Here is a 13,875-nt window from a genome sequence, read left to right on the forward strand (position 1 = left end):
ATCAATAATCATTCTTAATAAGATCGGCTTTCTATTTGCCGTACTGCCCTGGACTGCCCTATGAACGTCGCAAAGGATCCTGCAACCCTGCTACCTGCCAGCACCCTGGACTTGCGCCCGCTGCTGCTGGCCAACATGGCCTGTACCATGTCGATGATGGCCTTCGTCGCCTTGATCGGCCCGATTGCCCGCCAACTCGGCATGGCCACCTGGCAAGCTGGCGCCGCCGTAACCGTGGCTGGCGTGGTTTGGGTGCTGCTGGCCCGGCCTTGGGGGCGACTATCGGATCGCCTCGGCCGCCGGCGCATCCTGCTGCTGGGCAGCGCCGGCTTCACCCTGGCTTACTGGCTGCTATGCCTGTTCGTTGAAGGCGCGCTGCGCTGGTTGCCGGGCGCGACCCTGGCGTTCATCGGCCTGATCGTCGCCCGCGGCTGCATCGGCGCCTTCTACGCCGCCATCCCAGTGGGCTGCAATGCGCTGATAGCCGACCATGTCGAGCCGCAACGCCGGGCCCGGGCCATGGCCTCGCTGGGCGCGGCCAACGCCGTCGGCCTGGTGGTCGGGCCAGCGCTGGCGGCGCTACTGGCACGGCACAGCCTGAGCCTGCCGTTCCACATCATGTCGCTGCTACCGGCCACGGCCTTCCTCGTGCTGCTCTTTACCCTAAAACCACAGGCGCTGCCGCACGCCCACGCCCCCAGCCCGGTGCGGCTGAACGACCCGCGCCTGCGCAGGCCGTTGCTGGTGGCATTCAGCGCCATGCTCAGCGTGACCGTGTCGCAGATCATCGTCGGTTTCTTTGCCCTCGACCGCTTGCATCTGGGCCCCGCCGAAGCGGCCCAGGCTGCCGGCATCGCGCTGACCACGGTGGGCGTAGCGCTGATGCTGGCGCAGGTATTGCTGCGCCAGCTGGAGTGGCCACCGCTGAAGATGATCCGGGTAGGTGCCACGGTATCGGCACTGGGCTTTGCCTGCGGGTCGCTGGCCACCACGGCCCCTTGGCTATGGGCTTGCTACTTTGTTGCGGCAGCCGGCATGGGCTTTGTGTTCCCAGCGTTTTCGGCACTGGCAGCCAATGCCATGCACGCCTCCGAGCAGGGCGCCACAGCCGGCTCCGTGGGAGCTGCCCAGGGCATGGGTGCGGTGATCGGGCCGCTGGCCGGCACCTTGGTATATGCCCTTGATCCGCGCCTGCCATTCTTGGCCGTAGCCGTGCTGTTGCTGCTCGTCGGACTGTGGCCGATGCCACGTGAACAGCGGGTTTGACAAGCACAGCGCGCAAGCGCGCAGAGTGTGTTTTAATGCGCATCGCTCATTATTATTGACACCTCTGATTACAAGGCGGCTATGGACACGGGGACGCGACTCAAACTGGTGCGTGAACGCAACAACCTCTCCCAACGGGAACTGGCCCGCCGCAGCGGGTTGACCAATTCGACGATCTCGCAGATCGAGCAGAATCGCGTCAGCCCTTCGGTCAGCTCCCTGAAAAAGCTGCTCGAAGGCATACCCATGAGCCTGGCGGAGTTTTTCAGCTTCGACGAGCCGGTGCGTGAAGAGCGCTACGTGTTCCGGGGTGGCGAACAACCGGATCTGGGCCGCAACGGCCTGCGCATGCTGCTGGTCGGCGCCAGCGTCGAAGGCCGGCAGATGCGCATGCTGCGCGAGCTGTATGCACCCGGCGCCGATTCGGGCGAGCCGATCGTGCATGCCGAGGGCGAAGAATGTGGCCTGGTCACCCGCGGCACCGTAGAGCTGTGGGTCGATGGGCAGGTCAGCGTGCTCAACTCGGGCGACGGCTACTACATCCCCACTACCCTGCCGCACAGTTTCAAGAACATCGGCCCGGACGAGGCCGAGATCATCAGCGCCAACACGCCGGCCAATTTCTGATCTTGGCGCGCAGCGGTGCACTGAACACTCGGGATATTTACCAGCGCCTGCGCAACGCGGCCCTTGGTGTGCAGCACCTGGAGGTGAGTGCACGCCACGATGGCGGTCTGGTCGATGTCGACATCCAGGGCTGGCGATTGACGCTGGCCCTGGATGCCGAAGGCTTGGCACATTGCATTCATTGCCAGGCCCCCGACGGTGAACAGGCCGGGCTCGAGGACTGGCAGCGCTACGGCACCAACCCCACCGACCTGCTCAGCCTGTGGGAGCGCACTCAGCTGGAGAAGCTGCTGGCGCCCTGACGCAGCGCTTCTTCGACAAAGTCCAGGCGGTCCTGGCCAAAGAACATCGCATCGCCCACAAAGCAGGTGGGCGCACCAAACACCCCGCGCGCCACAGCCGCCTCGGTTGCCTGCTTCAGCGCAGCTTTTACCTCACCGTCAGCCGTCAACCCGTGAAATACCTGCGGGTCGAAGCCTGCCTGGGTCAGCGTCTCATCCAGAACTGCGTTATCGCCCAGGTTGCGGCGTTGTGCCCATAGCCCATTGAACAGCGCCGACAACAGGGCCTCGAACCGCTCCGGTGAACGCAACTGGGTACCCAGCACGCCGCGCATCAAGGCCAGGGTATTGATCGGGAACCCTGATGGCATCCCGAACGGTACCTCGTAGCGTGCGGCAAAGCGTGCCAGGTCGGTAAACATGTAGCGCCCCTTGGCCGGGATCGTCGCCGGCGAGGCGTTGCCGGTGGCCTGGAACACCCCTCCAAGCAGAATTGGCTGGTAGCGCAGTGTGGCACCTTGGCGGGCACACAGGCTCGGCAGTTGGGTCCAGGCCAGATAGCTGGCCGGGCTGCCCAGGTCAAAATAGAAATCGACAGTCTTGTTCATGCTTAGGGTCCTTGCGGGGTGATAGGGGCTTACCAGCGTTCCATCCAGGGGCGCAGGTCCAGCTCGAACGTCCACGCATCGCGGGGCTGGGCGTGCAGGAACCAGTAGCTGTCGGCAATGTGTGCCGGATCAAGGATGCCATCCTGGTCCTTGAGGGCATAGCGCTCGGGAAAGCTGTCGCGGATGAAGGCCGTGTCGATGGCACCGTCCACCACCACATGGGCGACATGGATGTTGCGTGGCCCCAACTCGCGCGCCATGCTCTGCGCCAGGGCACGCAGGCCATGCTTGGCCCCGGCGAAGGCAGCAAAACCAGCCGCGCCGCGGGTACCGGCAGTGGCACCGGTGAACAGAATCGTGCCGCGCTCACGCTGGACCATGCGCCTGGCCACCGCCTGGGCCGTCAGAAAGCCGGCAAAGCAGGCCATTTCCCAGATCTTGAAGTACTTGCGTGGGGTTTCTTCCAAAATGCTGCACGGCACATTGGCGCCGATATTGAAGACAAAAGCTTCGATTGGGCCAATATCGCGCTCGATGGTCTCGATCAGTGCAGCTACCTCATCTTCTTTTCGCGCATCAGAGCCAAACCCGTGGGCCTGGCCGCCAGTGGCGCGTATCTCCTCCAGCAGCGGCTGCAATTTCTCAGCCTGGCGCCGGGTTACGCAGGCGATGTAGCCCTCACGGGCAAAGCGCTTGGCAATCTCGCCCCCGGTGGCGTCCCCTGCCCCGATCACCAGCACCACTTTTTGTTGTTCTGTCATGCCCGCCTCCATTGGTGAATGATCGTTTAGTAAACGAACGCTATGTTATGATCGCGGTCTTCGTCAAGCCCGCTTGCAGAGGCATGTGAATGCGCTACTCCAACGAACACAAACAGCAAACCCGCGACCGGTTGCTGGCCAGCAGCGGCGCGCTGGCCAAACGCGGAGGGTTCGCCAGTACCGGCGTGGCAGGGCTGATGAAGGCGATTGGCCTGACCGGCGGTGCCTTCTACAACCACTTCCCGTCAAAGGACGACCTGTTCACCGAGGTAGTACGCCAGGAGCTGTGCAACAGCCCGCTGACACGCCTGACCAGCCAAGGTGCCAACCGCGAGCGCCTGGGCCGCTGCCTGCAGCAGTACCTGAGCCTGGCCCATCTGCACAATGCCGAGGGTGGCTGCCCACTGCCGCCACTGGGAGTGGAAATTGCCCGCGCCGAAGCACCGGTGCGTGACGTGGCTGAGCACTGGCTGCTGGAACTGCACCGTGCCTGGAGCACAACCCTGGAGGATGAACAATTGGCCTGGGTGCTGATCAGCCAGTGCGTCGGCGCGCTGCTGGTCGGGCGCATGTTGGCCAGTGAAAGCGTACAAGCGCAGGTACTGGACGCCAGCCGCCAATTTGTCGAACAGGCCTTGCATGAGGCGGATTAGTGCCCTGCTGGGGTTGCTGCTGGCCCTGCCAGCGTTCGCCGAACAGGCCTGCCCGCCAGGCCAGTACCAGGTGTGCCTGATGGGCTGCTTCTGCGCCCCGATCGACCCTGGCCAGGCCGGGCAGATCCTCAAGGATGTTGAGGTGATGGCCTCGTCCAGCCTGACCTACGCCTTGCGCCAGGCTCGCGACGAGGCCACGGCCAGCGGAGTGCAGCCGATTCCGTTGCATATTCGGGCGCAACTTGAACCTTGGTACGACTTTGCCGTGCTCGATGCGGCGCGCTTTCGGGTGGGGGATGAGCAACAGATGAGCGCAGCCAATGCGCTATTGCAGAACCCCGATGTGAACGCCGTGACACTGATCGACACGATCATCTTCCGCCGTGCCAACGATGCCGAGGACAACGTGGCCTTGTGGGCGCACGAACTCAAGCATGTGCAGCAGTACCAGGAACTGGGCGTGGAGGAGTTTGCCCGACGCTATACGCGCAACTATGACGACCTGGAAGGCCCCGCTTACAAGATCGAGGCCGAGGTGAGCAAGGCGCTGCGCGAGCGTACTTCCGGGCAGGCCAGATAGCCGCAGTTGCCGCTGCGCGGGTGCGGCATCTGCTGCTACGTGACAGTCAGGGCGCCGCCGAAGCCTCTTGCGCCACCTGCTCACGGCTGGCGTAACGCTGCGCCAGCACAGCACACACCATCAGCTGAATCTGGTGGAACAGCATCAGCGGCAAGATCATCGCGCCAATACCACTGCCCACGAACAACACCTGGGCCATGGGTACGCCGGTAGCCAGGCTTTTTTTGGAACCGGCGAACAGGATGGTGATGCGGTCCTCGAGGTCGAAGCCCAATGCCTTGCCAAGCAGGCGAGTACCAAACAGCACCACCGCCAGCAAAATACCGCACACCACGAACAAGCCGGCCAGGTGCTGCGGCGATACGGTGTGCCACAGGCCGGTCACCACAGCCTCGCTGAAGGCCGTGTACACCACCAGCAAGATCGACCCCTGGTCCACCACCTTGAGCCAACGCGCATTGCGCTTGACCCAGGCGCCAATCCAGCGCCGCGCAATCTGGCCAGCAACGAACGGCACCAGCAGTTGCAGGGTGATCTTCAACACCGCATCCAGCCCAGAGCCCGTATCACCACTGGCGCCCAGCAACATCATCACCAGCAACGGCGTCAGGAAGATACCCAGCAGGCTGGAAGCCGCCGCACTGCAGATCGCCGCCGGCACATTGCCACGGGCCAACGAGGTGAAGGCGATGGCCGACTGCACGGTAGCCGGCAAGGCGCACAGGTAGAGCACGCCCAGGTAAAGCTCGTTACCCACCAGTGGCACGAACAGCGGCTTGAATGCCAGGCCCAGCAGCGGGAACAGCACGAACGTACAGGCAAACACCAGCAGGTGCAGGCGCCAGTGCCCGGCACCGGCAATGATCGCTTCACGCGACAGCTTGGCGCCATGCAGGAAGAACAGCAGGCCGATGGCCAGGTTGGTCAGCCAGCCGAAATACACCGCGCCATCGCCCGAGCAAGGCAGCACGGTGGCGATAAGCACCACCCCGAGCAAGGCCAGGGTGAAATTGTCGAATAACATGCGTAGAAACTTCATCACTGTGTCCATCTTGTCATTGTGCAAGGGCAGACGATAAGGTCTGCGGCTTTTCGCTGCTAACGCCGGAACCCCCAGCGGTATCGCTCAACGGACACGTGCCATAAAAGGACCCGCCATGCCCCGCCCTCGCCTGGCTGCACTTGCAGCCGCCATTACCCTCACTTTGGGTCACGCCTGCGCACAGGCCGACGACCAGTTGCAGGCCAAGGTCGACCAGATCATCCGCCCGCTGATGCAGGAACAAGGCATCAGCGGCATGGCCGTGGCCATCTATGCCCGCGACCATGCGCACTACTTCAGCTACGGCGTGGCCAGCAAGGCCGACAACGTGCCGGTAAGCCGCGACACGCTGTTCGAGATCGGCTCGCTGAGCAAGACCTACACCGCCACCCTCGCCGCACTGGCCAGTGCCGAAGGCAAGTTGGACTTCGATGCCCCGGCAAAGCGCTATCATCCAGCACTGGCCGGCGTACCCATTGGCGACGCGACCGTGCTGGAACTGGGCGCCTACAGCGCCGACTGCCTGCCGCTGCAGTTCCCGGATACGGTGCAAACACCACAGCAGGTGGTCGATTTCTTCCGCCACTGGCAACCTCGCGCCAAACCCGGCACCCAACGCTGCTATTCCAACCCCAGCCTGGGCTTGTTCGGTGACCTGGCCGCCCGCGCACAGCACCAACCGTTCGCCACGCTGATGCGCGAAGGCCTGTTGGCGAAAATGGGCCTGGAGAACACCTACTTGCAGGTTCCAGCCAGTGCCCACGGCCTTTATGCCCAAGGCTACGACGCCACCGACAAGCCAGTGCGCGTCGGCCCCGGCCCTTATGCCGACGAGGCCTACGGTATCAAGACCAGCGCCAGCGACTTGCTACGCTATGTGCGCCTGCAGATGCAGCCACAGGGCCTGCCAGCGGCGCTGGTGAAAGCCACGGCCATTACCCAGCAGGGCTACTTCCAGGTCGGCGCCATGACCCAAGGCCTGGGCTGGGAACGCTACCCCTACCCGGTTACGTTGAGCACCCTGGTCGATGGCAACAGCCCACGGCTGATCCGTGAACCGCAGGCAACCACACGCTTGCAACCGGCCCTGCCCGCGCTGTCGGCAGCCTGGTACAACAAGACAGGTTCAACCAATGGCTTCGGCGCCTATGCCGCGTTTGTCCCCTCCGAACAGCTGGCAGTAGTGCTGCTGGCCAACCGGAATTATCCGAACGAAGCGCGGGTTCGCGCGGCCTTCGAAATACTGTCCGGGCTGTAGCCGAAGCCGCGATTGTCGAACAAAACGACAGGAATGTAGTGCTCGAAAATATTCACTACAAAATGGTTGACGCCGTTCATCGCGCTTGTGCATGATGAAGCCGTCTCCCCGATCGGGAGCGGTGGCAAGGGTGTTCCAGACGGCCTGCGCGGTAACGCAGGCCGTCCGTGGAGAGGGAAACTGTCCAAAAGGCAGCGTGAGAAAGCCCCTGTTGCGATGCTGCTGTAGCAGCCTTGGTAGTGCGCTACACCGTGGTAGCGCCAACTGTGAAAATCACCTACGAATGGGTAATGGGGGCTTTATGATGAACTTGAACAACAATCCGACTATCGACCAATTGGCTCAGCTGTTCGCCATCCGCAAGGACAGCCTCGACGACCACCTGCTGTGGGTTAGCCAAACCGGTGAAGTGCGCCTCGACCGCCTGCCACCGAACACCGTCGAAGATGAATTTGAAGAGCACCTGCCCAGCATGCGTGCCCGCTTCAAGGTCTACCGCCGTGGCCAAGGCTACGTCGGCAAGAAGGCCGCCGCCGACACCGAGTTCGTTGGCCGCGTGCTGCAGACCCTGCAACAAGAATGGCCCGCTGCCCGTGAGCAGCAGGCAGTCAAGGTGATCGAACCGCTTAACTGAGGGTTCGCACCCTTACCAGAGCCCGGCCAGCATAGGCCGGGCTTTTTCATGCCTGGCGCCGCTGCAGGCGGGTTTCCGGCAAGGGCAAGGCGCCCGTTGCCATCGCTCGGGCGCGGTCGACACCCCATACCAGCGCGCGGGTCATGGTCTCGCCTGGCCGGGCGGGGTAATACTCTTCCAGCAACGCCCGCCCATCCCCGGCGTACAAACCCAGAAACAGCTGCGTCGCCCCAAGGCGCGACAAGCGCACCTGTACGTCCAGTATGGTGCCGTCGCTGAGTGCTTCGTCGTGGCAGCGGCTGTGCAGCTGGGCGTCGGCCCACTGCCAATAGGTCTGTTCCCTGACTCGCATGAGCATTCAATCCTCCGTTACTGGAATGCCGCATCAGAAAACCACAGCCTTGGCCATCCGGCGAGCGTTACCCGGCAATACCATGAGGCGTATCAACGAATGGCAAAAAAAACCCCGCCATTGGGCGGGGCTTTGCTGGAGCGGGCTTACTTCTTCAGTGGTACCCGCGGCATGAAGCGGCCTTTTTTGCTGCGCTGCAGATGTGCAGGCTGGAGCTGTTCGGAATCATCCAGCGTCATGTGGGCGAACCCCAGGCGGAATGCCGCCTGGCCGCAACGCACCTGGCTGTTGATCGGGAACGCATCGTTCAGGTCTTCGAAAAAGGATTCGCTCATGCCCTGTCTCCCTCCAGTGGCGGTCGCGCCGGCAACCAGAAAAGTTGCCCAGGAAACGCGGCCTGTGAAAGTGAGACTAGCTGGTCATTTGCAGACCGCTCGGACAAGCACCTTGCCGCCGACCAGTGGCAGACGGCTCTACTTCAGGCGCACTGCCGTACCGGTTGCAAATACCACGACCATGCCGCCCTGTACCGACGGCATGCTGATCTCGAAATCCACCCCCACTATCGCATCGGCTTGCAACTGGCGTGCCCGTGCCATGAGTTCTTCGGTGGCCTGCTCGCGGGCCTCGCGCAGCGCGCTCTCCAAGGTTTGCGAACGGCCGCCGAAGAAATCGCGAAAGCGTGTAAAGAAATCGCGCACGAAGTTGATGCCTTGCACCGATTCGGAGCTGACCACGCCCAGGTACTCGGCAATCGGGCGGCCTTCGAGTTGGCTGGTGGTGGAAATGATCATGAATGCGCTCCGCAGGTCTGGCCAAAAGAGACCGATTCTAACAGAGCGCAGCTCAATGAATTTAAGCCCTTTATGCCATGGCAGCCCGCAAACGCTGGCCGATCCGCGCACCAAACACGTTTACCAGCAAACCAGCCATCACCAGCAATGCGCCCCAGCCCTGGGTAGTGGTCAGGCGTTCGCCCAGCAGCAACGCCGACGAGCTCAAGCCGATCACCGGTACCAGTAACGAGAACGGTGCCACCTTGCCTGCCGGGTGACGCGACAGCAGTGTGCTCCACAGGCTGTAGCCAAGCATGGTGGCGACAAACGCCAGGTACGCCAGGGCCAGTACCGAACTCCAGCTGATGTTGGCCAGGGCATGGCCGATGCGTTCAGGGCCTTCCAGCCACCAGGACAGCGCCAGGAATGGCAGCGGCGGGATCAACCCACCCCAGATCACCAATGCCACCAGGTCAACCGAGCCAAAACGCCGGGTAATGATATTGCCCAGCCCCCACATGGCACCGCCACACAGGGTCAGCACCAGCGCCAGCATTGGCACGTGGCCGCCGTCCTCGCTGCCGATCAACGCCAGGCCGCTGGCCGCTACCAACAGCCCAAGCACGCTGGCCAGGCGCAGCCGCTCACCGAGGAACAGCGCAGCGAAACCAAGGGTAAAGAAGGCTTGCGACTGCAGGATCAACGAAGCCAACCCTGGCGGCATGCCGCTGTACATGGCCTGGAACAGGAACGCGAACTGGCCCAGCGAAATGGTCGCGCCGTAGGCGATCAACCAGCGCCACGGCAGTTTCGGCCGCCTGACCAGCAATACCGCCGGGAACGCCACCAACAAGAAGCGCAATGCCCCCAGCAACATCGGCGGCAAGCCATCGAGGCCAACTTTGATGACCACGAAGTTGACTCCCCAGGCGACAATCACCACCAGGGCGATGAGCAGGTCCTTGAGCGGCATTGCGACTTCCTTCTGCAAACTTTCTAGACATATTTCGTTACAGCATAAGGCTATTCCTTGAGTTGGGACCAGCACAGTTGTGGCCAAGGGTTGCGCAACAGTGACTGTTCCTACTCGCCAGTATCGGCACGTTCATGCTTGATAATCGGGCGAGACCTTGCTCAGCATCCGTAGCCAGGCCGCCAGCGCCTGCCGCTGGCTTTTTTGTTGCAGTCATCATGGTTGTGCCTGTGCTGAGCGCTATTTACTGGCCCAGGCATTGAAGCGCTGCTCCAGTTCTTCGCCATGATCGACCCAGAATTCCACATTCATCGCCAGCGCCCCCTGCAGGTTTTGCGGCGACGTAGGCACCCAGCTGGCCAAGGCCGGGTCAAGCTTGGCGGCTGCCTGGGTGTTGGTCGGCCCATAGGGGATCTGTTGCACATACCGCACCTGCGTATCTGGCTGGTTGGCGTAGGCGATCAGCCGTTTCGCCTGGTCGACATGCCGCGAGCCTTTGATGATTGCCCAATAGTCCATGCCGTACAGGCTGCCAGGCCAGACCACGGCCAGCGGGCTGCCCTGCTGCGCGGCCACAGCGATACGCCCGCTGTAGATCGACGTCATCACCACATCCCCCGCCGCCAGCCATTGCGCTGGCTGGGCGCCGGCGTCCCACCACTGGATGTAGGGTTTGAGTTCACTGAGTTTGGCGAACGCCCGCTCGACACCCGCCGGCGTGGACAGTACCTGGTAAACGTCCTCGACCTTGACCCCGTCAGCCAACAGAGCGAACTCCAGGTTGTACACCGCGCGCTTGCGCAGGCCCCGCTTGCCCGGGTACTTGTTCACGTCCCAGAAATCGGCCCACGAGGCCGGCGCCTGGGCTAGTTTGCTACGGTCATAGGCGATGGCCACGCTCCACACCAGCGCAGCCGAACCACAGTCCTGCGCCGCGTCAGGGACCAGCTCGGCGGCATGGCCCAGGCGCTGCCAGTCCAAGTGCTCGTAGACGCCCTCATCGCAGCCGCGCATCAAGTCCGGCCCCTCGATCTGCACTACGTCCCAGTCGACATTACCGGTGTCGGCCATTACCTGAATGCGCGCCATCTCGCCGTTGTACTCACTCTGGATCAGCTTGCTGCCATCCTGGGCGCTGAAGGGCTTGAAGATCGCCTCATCCTGGGCTTTCTGGCCTGCGCCGCCGTAACCGACCACGACCATCTGCGGCGCGGCATGCGCATTGCCCAGACCAAGGGCCAGCAAGGCTGCACAAAGGCTGGTCACACGTGGAAATAGCTGCATCGTAGTTTCCCTCTGCTGGTGCCCTACGGGCCCGTTTTCTTGTTGTTGTGAGGTCACACCCTCGCTGAGAGGGTGACGAAAACCTAGTCGTGCACCAGTAAAAAAACAAGTTGATTTTTTACTGAAGCTACACTTTCATAATCAAAACAAGAACAACACCGCACCGGAGCCGCCAGAATGCAAACCGCCTTCCCTCACCTGTTCGAAGCCTTGCAGATCCGCGGCAAACGCTTGAAGAACCGCATCATGTCAACCGGGCACGACACCTGCCTGCCCACCGACAACCTGGTCAACGACAAGCTGATCGCCTACCAGCGGGACCGTGCTGCCGGTGGTGTCGGCCTGATCGTGCTGCAGGTCGCCGGGGTGCACGACAGTGCCCGCTACACCTCACACGTACTGATGGCCACCGACGATGCGTGCATTGATGGCTACCGCCAGCTCGCCGAGGCTTGCCATGCGCACGGCACCGTGGTGCTGTCGCAGCTGTTCCACCCCGGGCGGGAGATCATGGAGTCGGCGGACGGCCTGCTGGCGGTGGCCTACTCGGCCTCAGCAGTGCCCAATGAGCGCTTCCGGGTAATGCCGCGCGCGTTGGACCAGGCGATGATCGACGAAATCGTCCAGGGCTACGCCAGCGCCGCCCGCCGTCTGCACCAGGCCGGGCTGGATGGCGTCGAGGTGGTCGCCAGCCATGGCTACCTGCCCGCGCAGTTCCTCAACCCGCGGGTGAACCTGCGCAGCGATGGCTACAACGGCGAACTGGCGCAGCGCTTGAGGTTCTTGCGCGAAGTGCTGGCCGCTGTGCGCGCCGCCACCGACGAACATTTCATCATCGGCCTGCGCATCAGCGCTGACGAGCGCGACACCCAGGGCCTGAGCGAAGACGAGTCACTGGCGGCCGCCGTGGCCTTGCAGGGCCAGCTCGATTACCTGCATATCGTCGCCGGCACCTCGGCATCGCTGGGCGGCGCCGTGCATATCGTGCCGCCGATGGCGATCGAGGCGGCTTACTTGGCCCGCGAGGCCGGCACCTTCAAGCAACAGCTCGATATACCGCTGTTCGTCACCGGGCGCATCAACCAGCCCCAGGAAGCCGAGCTGATCCTGGCGCGCGGCCAGGCCGATGTGTGCGGCATGACCCGAGCGTTGATTTGCGACCCGTTGATGCCGAGCAAGACCGAACGCGGCCAGGTCGAGGACGTACGTGCCTGCATCGCGTGCAACCAGGCCTGTATCGGCCACTTCCACCGTGGTTTGGCCATTTCCTGCATTCAGCGTCCAGAAACCGGTCGTGAGCTGCAATACGGGCAACTTACGCCCGCCATTTCGCCCAAGCGCATCATGGTCGCAGGTGGCGGGCCTGCCGGTATGAAGGCCGCCGCCGTGGCCGCCGCGCGCGGGCACCAGGTCACCCTGTACGAGGCCGGCCCGCAGCTGGGTGGGCAGGTGTTGCTGGCCCAGCTGCTGCCACGGCGTAGCGAGTTCGGCGGTGCCAGCACCAACCTGCAGCGGGAAATGGCCCTGGCCGGTGTAGAGGTAGTGCGCAATACCCGGGTCGACCGCGCCCTGGTCGAACGCGAGCGCCCGGACCTGGTCATCGCGGCAACCGGTGCCACCCCATACTGGCCGGCGTTCGAGCGTACCGGGGAGCTGCAGGTGGTGGACGCCTGGCAAGTCCTGCGCAATGAAGTGAAGCTGGGGCGTTCGGTGCTGGTGGTCGACTGGCGCTGCGACTGGATCGGCCCCGGTATCGCCGAACGCCTGGTACGCGAGGGCCATCAGGTGCAATTGGCGGTAAACGGCACCAATTGCGGCGAAAGCCTGCCGCTTTATGTACGCGATCAACTGGCCGGCGAGCTGCATCGCCTGGGCATCCCCATCACCCCTTATGCCCGCCTGTATGGCAGCGACGACAATACGGTGTACCTGCAGCACACCGCCAGCGGCGAACCAATGATCTTCGAAGGCATCGACACCCTGGTGCTGTGCCTGGGCCATCAACCGGAAGACCGCCTTGCCACTGAACTGGCAGGCCTGGTGGAGGTACGACGGATTGGCGACTGCCTGGCGCCGCGCACGGCCGAAGAGGCCATTCACGATGGCCTGACAGTTGCCTGGGCGCTCTGAGGCTGTACATACTGCGGCTTTTGCGATGGACCGACGTGCATGAGCCAACTCCCCCAGCCCCCCGCCAGCGAAACCGGGGGCGCCGCGCCGCAGTTTCTCGGCACACGCATCCGCGGCCTGCGCAAGCGCCGCGGCATGACCCTGGCGGAGCTGGCCGCACACAGTGAATTGACTGCGGGCTACATCAGCCAGCTGGAACGCAACCTCTCCTACCCGTCTATCCCGGCGCTGTTCAACATCGCCCGCAGCCTGGGCGTGACCATCCAGTGGTTCTTCGCCAGCGAAGCCACCACCGCGCCCGAGGACCAGGGCTATGTGGTGCGGCGCAACAGCCGCCTGAGCGTGCACTATGAAGACGGCATCGTCGATCAACTGCTCACCCCGCAGCCCAACCGCCAGCTGGAGATCCTGCACTCACGCTTCCCCCCGGGCACCTACAGCCAGCAAAGCTACAGCCATGACGGCGAAGAAGCCGGCTACCTGCTGAGCGGCACCTTCGAGCTGTGGGTGGGCGAGCGGCATTTCCAGCTGAGTGAGGGCGACAGCTTCAGTTTCTCGAGCCAGGAACCACATCGCTATGGCAACCCCGGTGACGTGGATGCCGTGGTGATCTGGGTAATCACACCGCCAACATTCTGAAGCACTCCTGC

The 13,875-nt window shown here is 63.2% G+C and carries 17 protein-coding genes; 9 read left to right on the top strand and 8 right to left on the bottom strand.

Features of this window, described 5'->3' with window-relative positions; translation table 11 throughout:
* Positions 1 to 60 precede the first annotated feature (60 nt).
* The 3 genes from DM807_RS18545 to DM807_RS18555 all read left to right on the top strand — a co-directional run bounded on the left by DM807_RS18545 (position 61) and on the right by DM807_RS18555 (position 2,195).
* Complete coding sequence (locus DM807_RS18545) at positions 61 to 1,266, top strand: MFS transporter (protein ID WP_012272527.1); 1,206 nt, start codon at positions 61 to 63, stop codon at positions 1,264 to 1,266.
* Between the two features lie 81 nt (positions 1,267 to 1,347).
* Positions 1,348 to 1,893 carry a cupin domain-containing protein gene (locus DM807_RS18550; protein ID WP_003248033.1) on the top strand — a complete coding sequence of 182 codons (546 nt, stop codon included), beginning with the start codon at positions 1,348 to 1,350 and terminating at the stop codon, positions 1,891 to 1,893.
* A gap of 2 nt (positions 1,894 to 1,895) precedes the next feature.
* Complete coding sequence (locus DM807_RS18555) at positions 1,896 to 2,195, top strand: DUF7693 family protein (protein ID WP_012272528.1); 300 nt, start codon at positions 1,896 to 1,898, stop codon at positions 2,193 to 2,195.
* On the opposite strand, the gene DM807_RS18560 is transcribed toward DM807_RS18555, so the two are convergent.
* Both DM807_RS18560 and DM807_RS18565 read right to left on the bottom strand, forming a co-directional pair.
* Positions 2,168 to 2,782 (bottom strand): 2-hydroxychromene-2-carboxylate isomerase, encoded by a 615-nt coding sequence (locus tag DM807_RS18560; protein WP_012272529.1) that lies wholly within the window; start codon positions 2,780 to 2,782, stop codon positions 2,168 to 2,170. The two genes, DM807_RS18555 and DM807_RS18560, sit on opposite strands and share 28 nt — an antisense overlap.
* Positions 2,783 to 2,811: 29 nt before the next feature.
* Entirely contained in the window at positions 2,812 to 3,543 is a 732-nt protein-coding gene (locus DM807_RS18565) for an SDR family oxidoreductase (RefSeq protein ID WP_060493133.1), read from the bottom strand.
* Positions 3,544 to 3,632: 89 nt separating this feature from the next.
* On the opposite strand from DM807_RS18565, the gene DM807_RS18570 reads away from it, so the two are divergent.
* Both DM807_RS18570 and DM807_RS18575 read left to right on the top strand, forming a co-directional pair.
* Positions 3,633 to 4,196, top strand: a complete 564-nt coding sequence (locus tag DM807_RS18570) for a TetR/AcrR family transcriptional regulator (protein WP_179027695.1) — start codon at positions 3,633 to 3,635, stop codon at positions 4,194 to 4,196.
* A complete protein-coding gene (locus DM807_RS18575) occupies positions 4,183 to 4,776 on the top strand; it encodes an eCIS core domain-containing protein (RefSeq protein ID WP_012272532.1) in 594 nt (197 codons plus the stop codon). The genes DM807_RS18570 and DM807_RS18575 overlap by 14 nt, the downstream gene beginning before the upstream one ends.
* A gap of 46 nt (positions 4,777 to 4,822) precedes the next feature.
* Here DM807_RS18575 and DM807_RS18580 read toward each other — a convergent pair whose 3' ends face one another.
* On the bottom strand, positions 4,823 to 5,827 hold the full coding sequence (locus DM807_RS18580) for a bile acid:sodium symporter family protein (protein WP_179027696.1): 1,005 nt from the start codon (positions 5,825 to 5,827) through the stop codon (positions 4,823 to 4,825).
* 106 nt (positions 5,828 to 5,933) lie between these two features.
* Here DM807_RS18580 and ampC point away from each other — a divergent pair, with 106 nt between their 5' ends.
* Positions 5,934 to 7,076, top strand: coding sequence for a class C beta-lactamase (gene ampC, locus DM807_RS18585; protein WP_179027697.1), 1,143 nt, complete (start codon positions 5,934 to 5,936; stop codon positions 7,074 to 7,076).
* 301 nt (positions 7,077 to 7,377) lie between these two features.
* Entirely contained in the window at positions 7,378 to 7,710 is a 333-nt protein-coding gene (locus DM807_RS18590; protein WP_012272535.1) for a hypothetical protein, read from the top strand.
* A 46-nt stretch (positions 7,711 to 7,756) separates the two neighbouring features.
* On the opposite strand, the gene DM807_RS18595 is transcribed toward DM807_RS18590, so the two are convergent.
* The 5 genes from DM807_RS18595 to DM807_RS18615 all read right to left on the bottom strand — a co-directional run bounded on the left by DM807_RS18595 (position 7,757) and on the right by DM807_RS18615 (position 11,095).
* Positions 7,757 to 8,068 (bottom strand): hypothetical protein, encoded by a 312-nt coding sequence (locus tag DM807_RS18595; RefSeq protein WP_179027698.1) that lies wholly within the window; start codon positions 8,066 to 8,068, stop codon positions 7,757 to 7,759.
* A gap of 140 nt (positions 8,069 to 8,208) precedes the next feature.
* The gene (locus DM807_RS18600; protein ID WP_003253897.1) at positions 8,209 to 8,397 is read right to left on the bottom strand and encodes a hypothetical protein; all 189 of its coding nucleotides are present in this window, start codon (positions 8,395 to 8,397) and stop codon (positions 8,209 to 8,211) included.
* Positions 8,398 to 8,535: 138 nt separating this feature from the next.
* A complete protein-coding gene (locus DM807_RS18605; RefSeq protein WP_012272537.1) occupies positions 8,536 to 8,856 on the bottom strand; it encodes a YbjQ family protein in 321 nt (106 codons plus the stop codon).
* Positions 8,857 to 8,926: 70 nt separating this feature from the next.
* On the bottom strand, positions 8,927 to 9,811 hold the full coding sequence (locus DM807_RS18610) for an O-acetylserine/cysteine exporter (protein WP_012272538.1): 885 nt from the start codon (positions 9,809 to 9,811) through the stop codon (positions 8,927 to 8,929).
* 240 nt (positions 9,812 to 10,051) lie between these two features.
* Complete coding sequence (locus DM807_RS18615) at positions 10,052 to 11,095, bottom strand: ABC transporter substrate-binding protein (protein WP_179027699.1); 1,044 nt, start codon at positions 11,093 to 11,095, stop codon at positions 10,052 to 10,054.
* 177 nt (positions 11,096 to 11,272) lie between these two features.
* Here DM807_RS18615 and DM807_RS18620 point away from each other — a divergent pair, with 177 nt between their 5' ends.
* Entirely contained in the window at positions 11,273 to 13,225 is a 1,953-nt protein-coding gene (locus tag DM807_RS18620) for an oxidoreductase (RefSeq protein WP_179027700.1), read from the top strand.
* Positions 13,226 to 13,264: 39 nt separating this feature from the next.
* Positions 13,265 to 13,864: a helix-turn-helix domain-containing protein gene (locus DM807_RS18625; protein WP_069942481.1), complete on the top strand. Its 600-nt coding sequence runs from the start codon at positions 13,265 to 13,267 to the stop codon at positions 13,862 to 13,864.
* Positions 13,865 to 13,875 lie beyond the last annotated feature (11 nt).

The sequence above is a fragment of the Pseudomonas hunanensis genome (genome assembly GCF_013393325.1).
Lineage (GTDB): Bacteria > Pseudomonadota > Gammaproteobacteria > Pseudomonadales > Pseudomonadaceae > Aquipseudomonas > Aquipseudomonas putida_P.

What these genes read in the sequence shown, in the direction of transcription:
- DM807_RS18575 (WP_012272532.1), top strand. Translation starts at nt 4,183, where the DNA reads ATGAGGCGGATTAGTGCCCTGCTGGGGTTGCTGCTGGCCCTGCCAGCG.
- DM807_RS18580 (WP_179027696.1), bottom strand. Translation starts at nt 5,827, where the DNA reads ATGGACACAGTGATGAAGTTTCTACGCATGTTATTCGACAATTTCACC.
- DM807_RS18620 (WP_179027700.1), top strand. Translation starts at nt 11,273, where the DNA reads ATGCAAACCGCCTTCCCTCACCTGTTCGAAGCCTTGCAGATCCGCGGC.
- DM807_RS18600 (WP_003253897.1), bottom strand. Translation starts at nt 8,397, where the DNA reads ATGAGCGAATCCTTTTTCGAAGACCTGAACGATGCGTTCCCGATCAAC.
- DM807_RS18545 (WP_012272527.1), top strand. Translation starts at nt 61, where the DNA reads ATGAACGTCGCAAAGGATCCTGCAACCCTGCTACCTGCCAGCACCCTG.
- ampC (WP_179027697.1), top strand. Translation starts at nt 5,934, where the DNA reads ATGCCCCGCCCTCGCCTGGCTGCACTTGCAGCCGCCATTACCCTCACT.
- DM807_RS18610 (WP_012272538.1), bottom strand. Translation starts at nt 9,811, where the DNA reads ATGCCGCTCAAGGACCTGCTCATCGCCCTGGTGGTGATTGTCGCCTGG.
- DM807_RS18615 (WP_179027699.1), bottom strand. Translation starts at nt 11,095, where the DNA reads ATGCAGCTATTTCCACGTGTGACCAGCCTTTGTGCAGCCTTGCTGGCC.
- DM807_RS18570 (WP_179027695.1), top strand. Translation starts at nt 3,633, where the DNA reads ATGCGCTACTCCAACGAACACAAACAGCAAACCCGCGACCGGTTGCTG.
- DM807_RS18625 (WP_069942481.1), top strand. Translation starts at nt 13,265, where the DNA reads ATGAGCCAACTCCCCCAGCCCCCCGCCAGCGAAACCGGGGGCGCCGCG.
- DM807_RS18605 (WP_012272537.1), bottom strand. Translation starts at nt 8,856, where the DNA reads ATGATCATTTCCACCACCAGCCAACTCGAAGGCCGCCCGATTGCCGAG.
- DM807_RS18590 (WP_012272535.1), top strand. Translation starts at nt 7,378, where the DNA reads ATGATGAACTTGAACAACAATCCGACTATCGACCAATTGGCTCAGCTG.
- DM807_RS18565 (WP_060493133.1), bottom strand. Translation starts at nt 3,543, where the DNA reads ATGACAGAACAACAAAAAGTGGTGCTGGTGATCGGGGCAGGGGACGCC.
- DM807_RS18560 (WP_012272529.1), bottom strand. Translation starts at nt 2,782, where the DNA reads ATGAACAAGACTGTCGATTTCTATTTTGACCTGGGCAGCCCGGCCAGC.
- DM807_RS18550 (WP_003248033.1), top strand. Translation starts at nt 1,348, where the DNA reads ATGGACACGGGGACGCGACTCAAACTGGTGCGTGAACGCAACAACCTC.
- DM807_RS18595 (WP_179027698.1), bottom strand. Translation starts at nt 8,068, where the DNA reads ATGCTCATGCGAGTCAGGGAACAGACCTATTGGCAGTGGGCCGACGCC.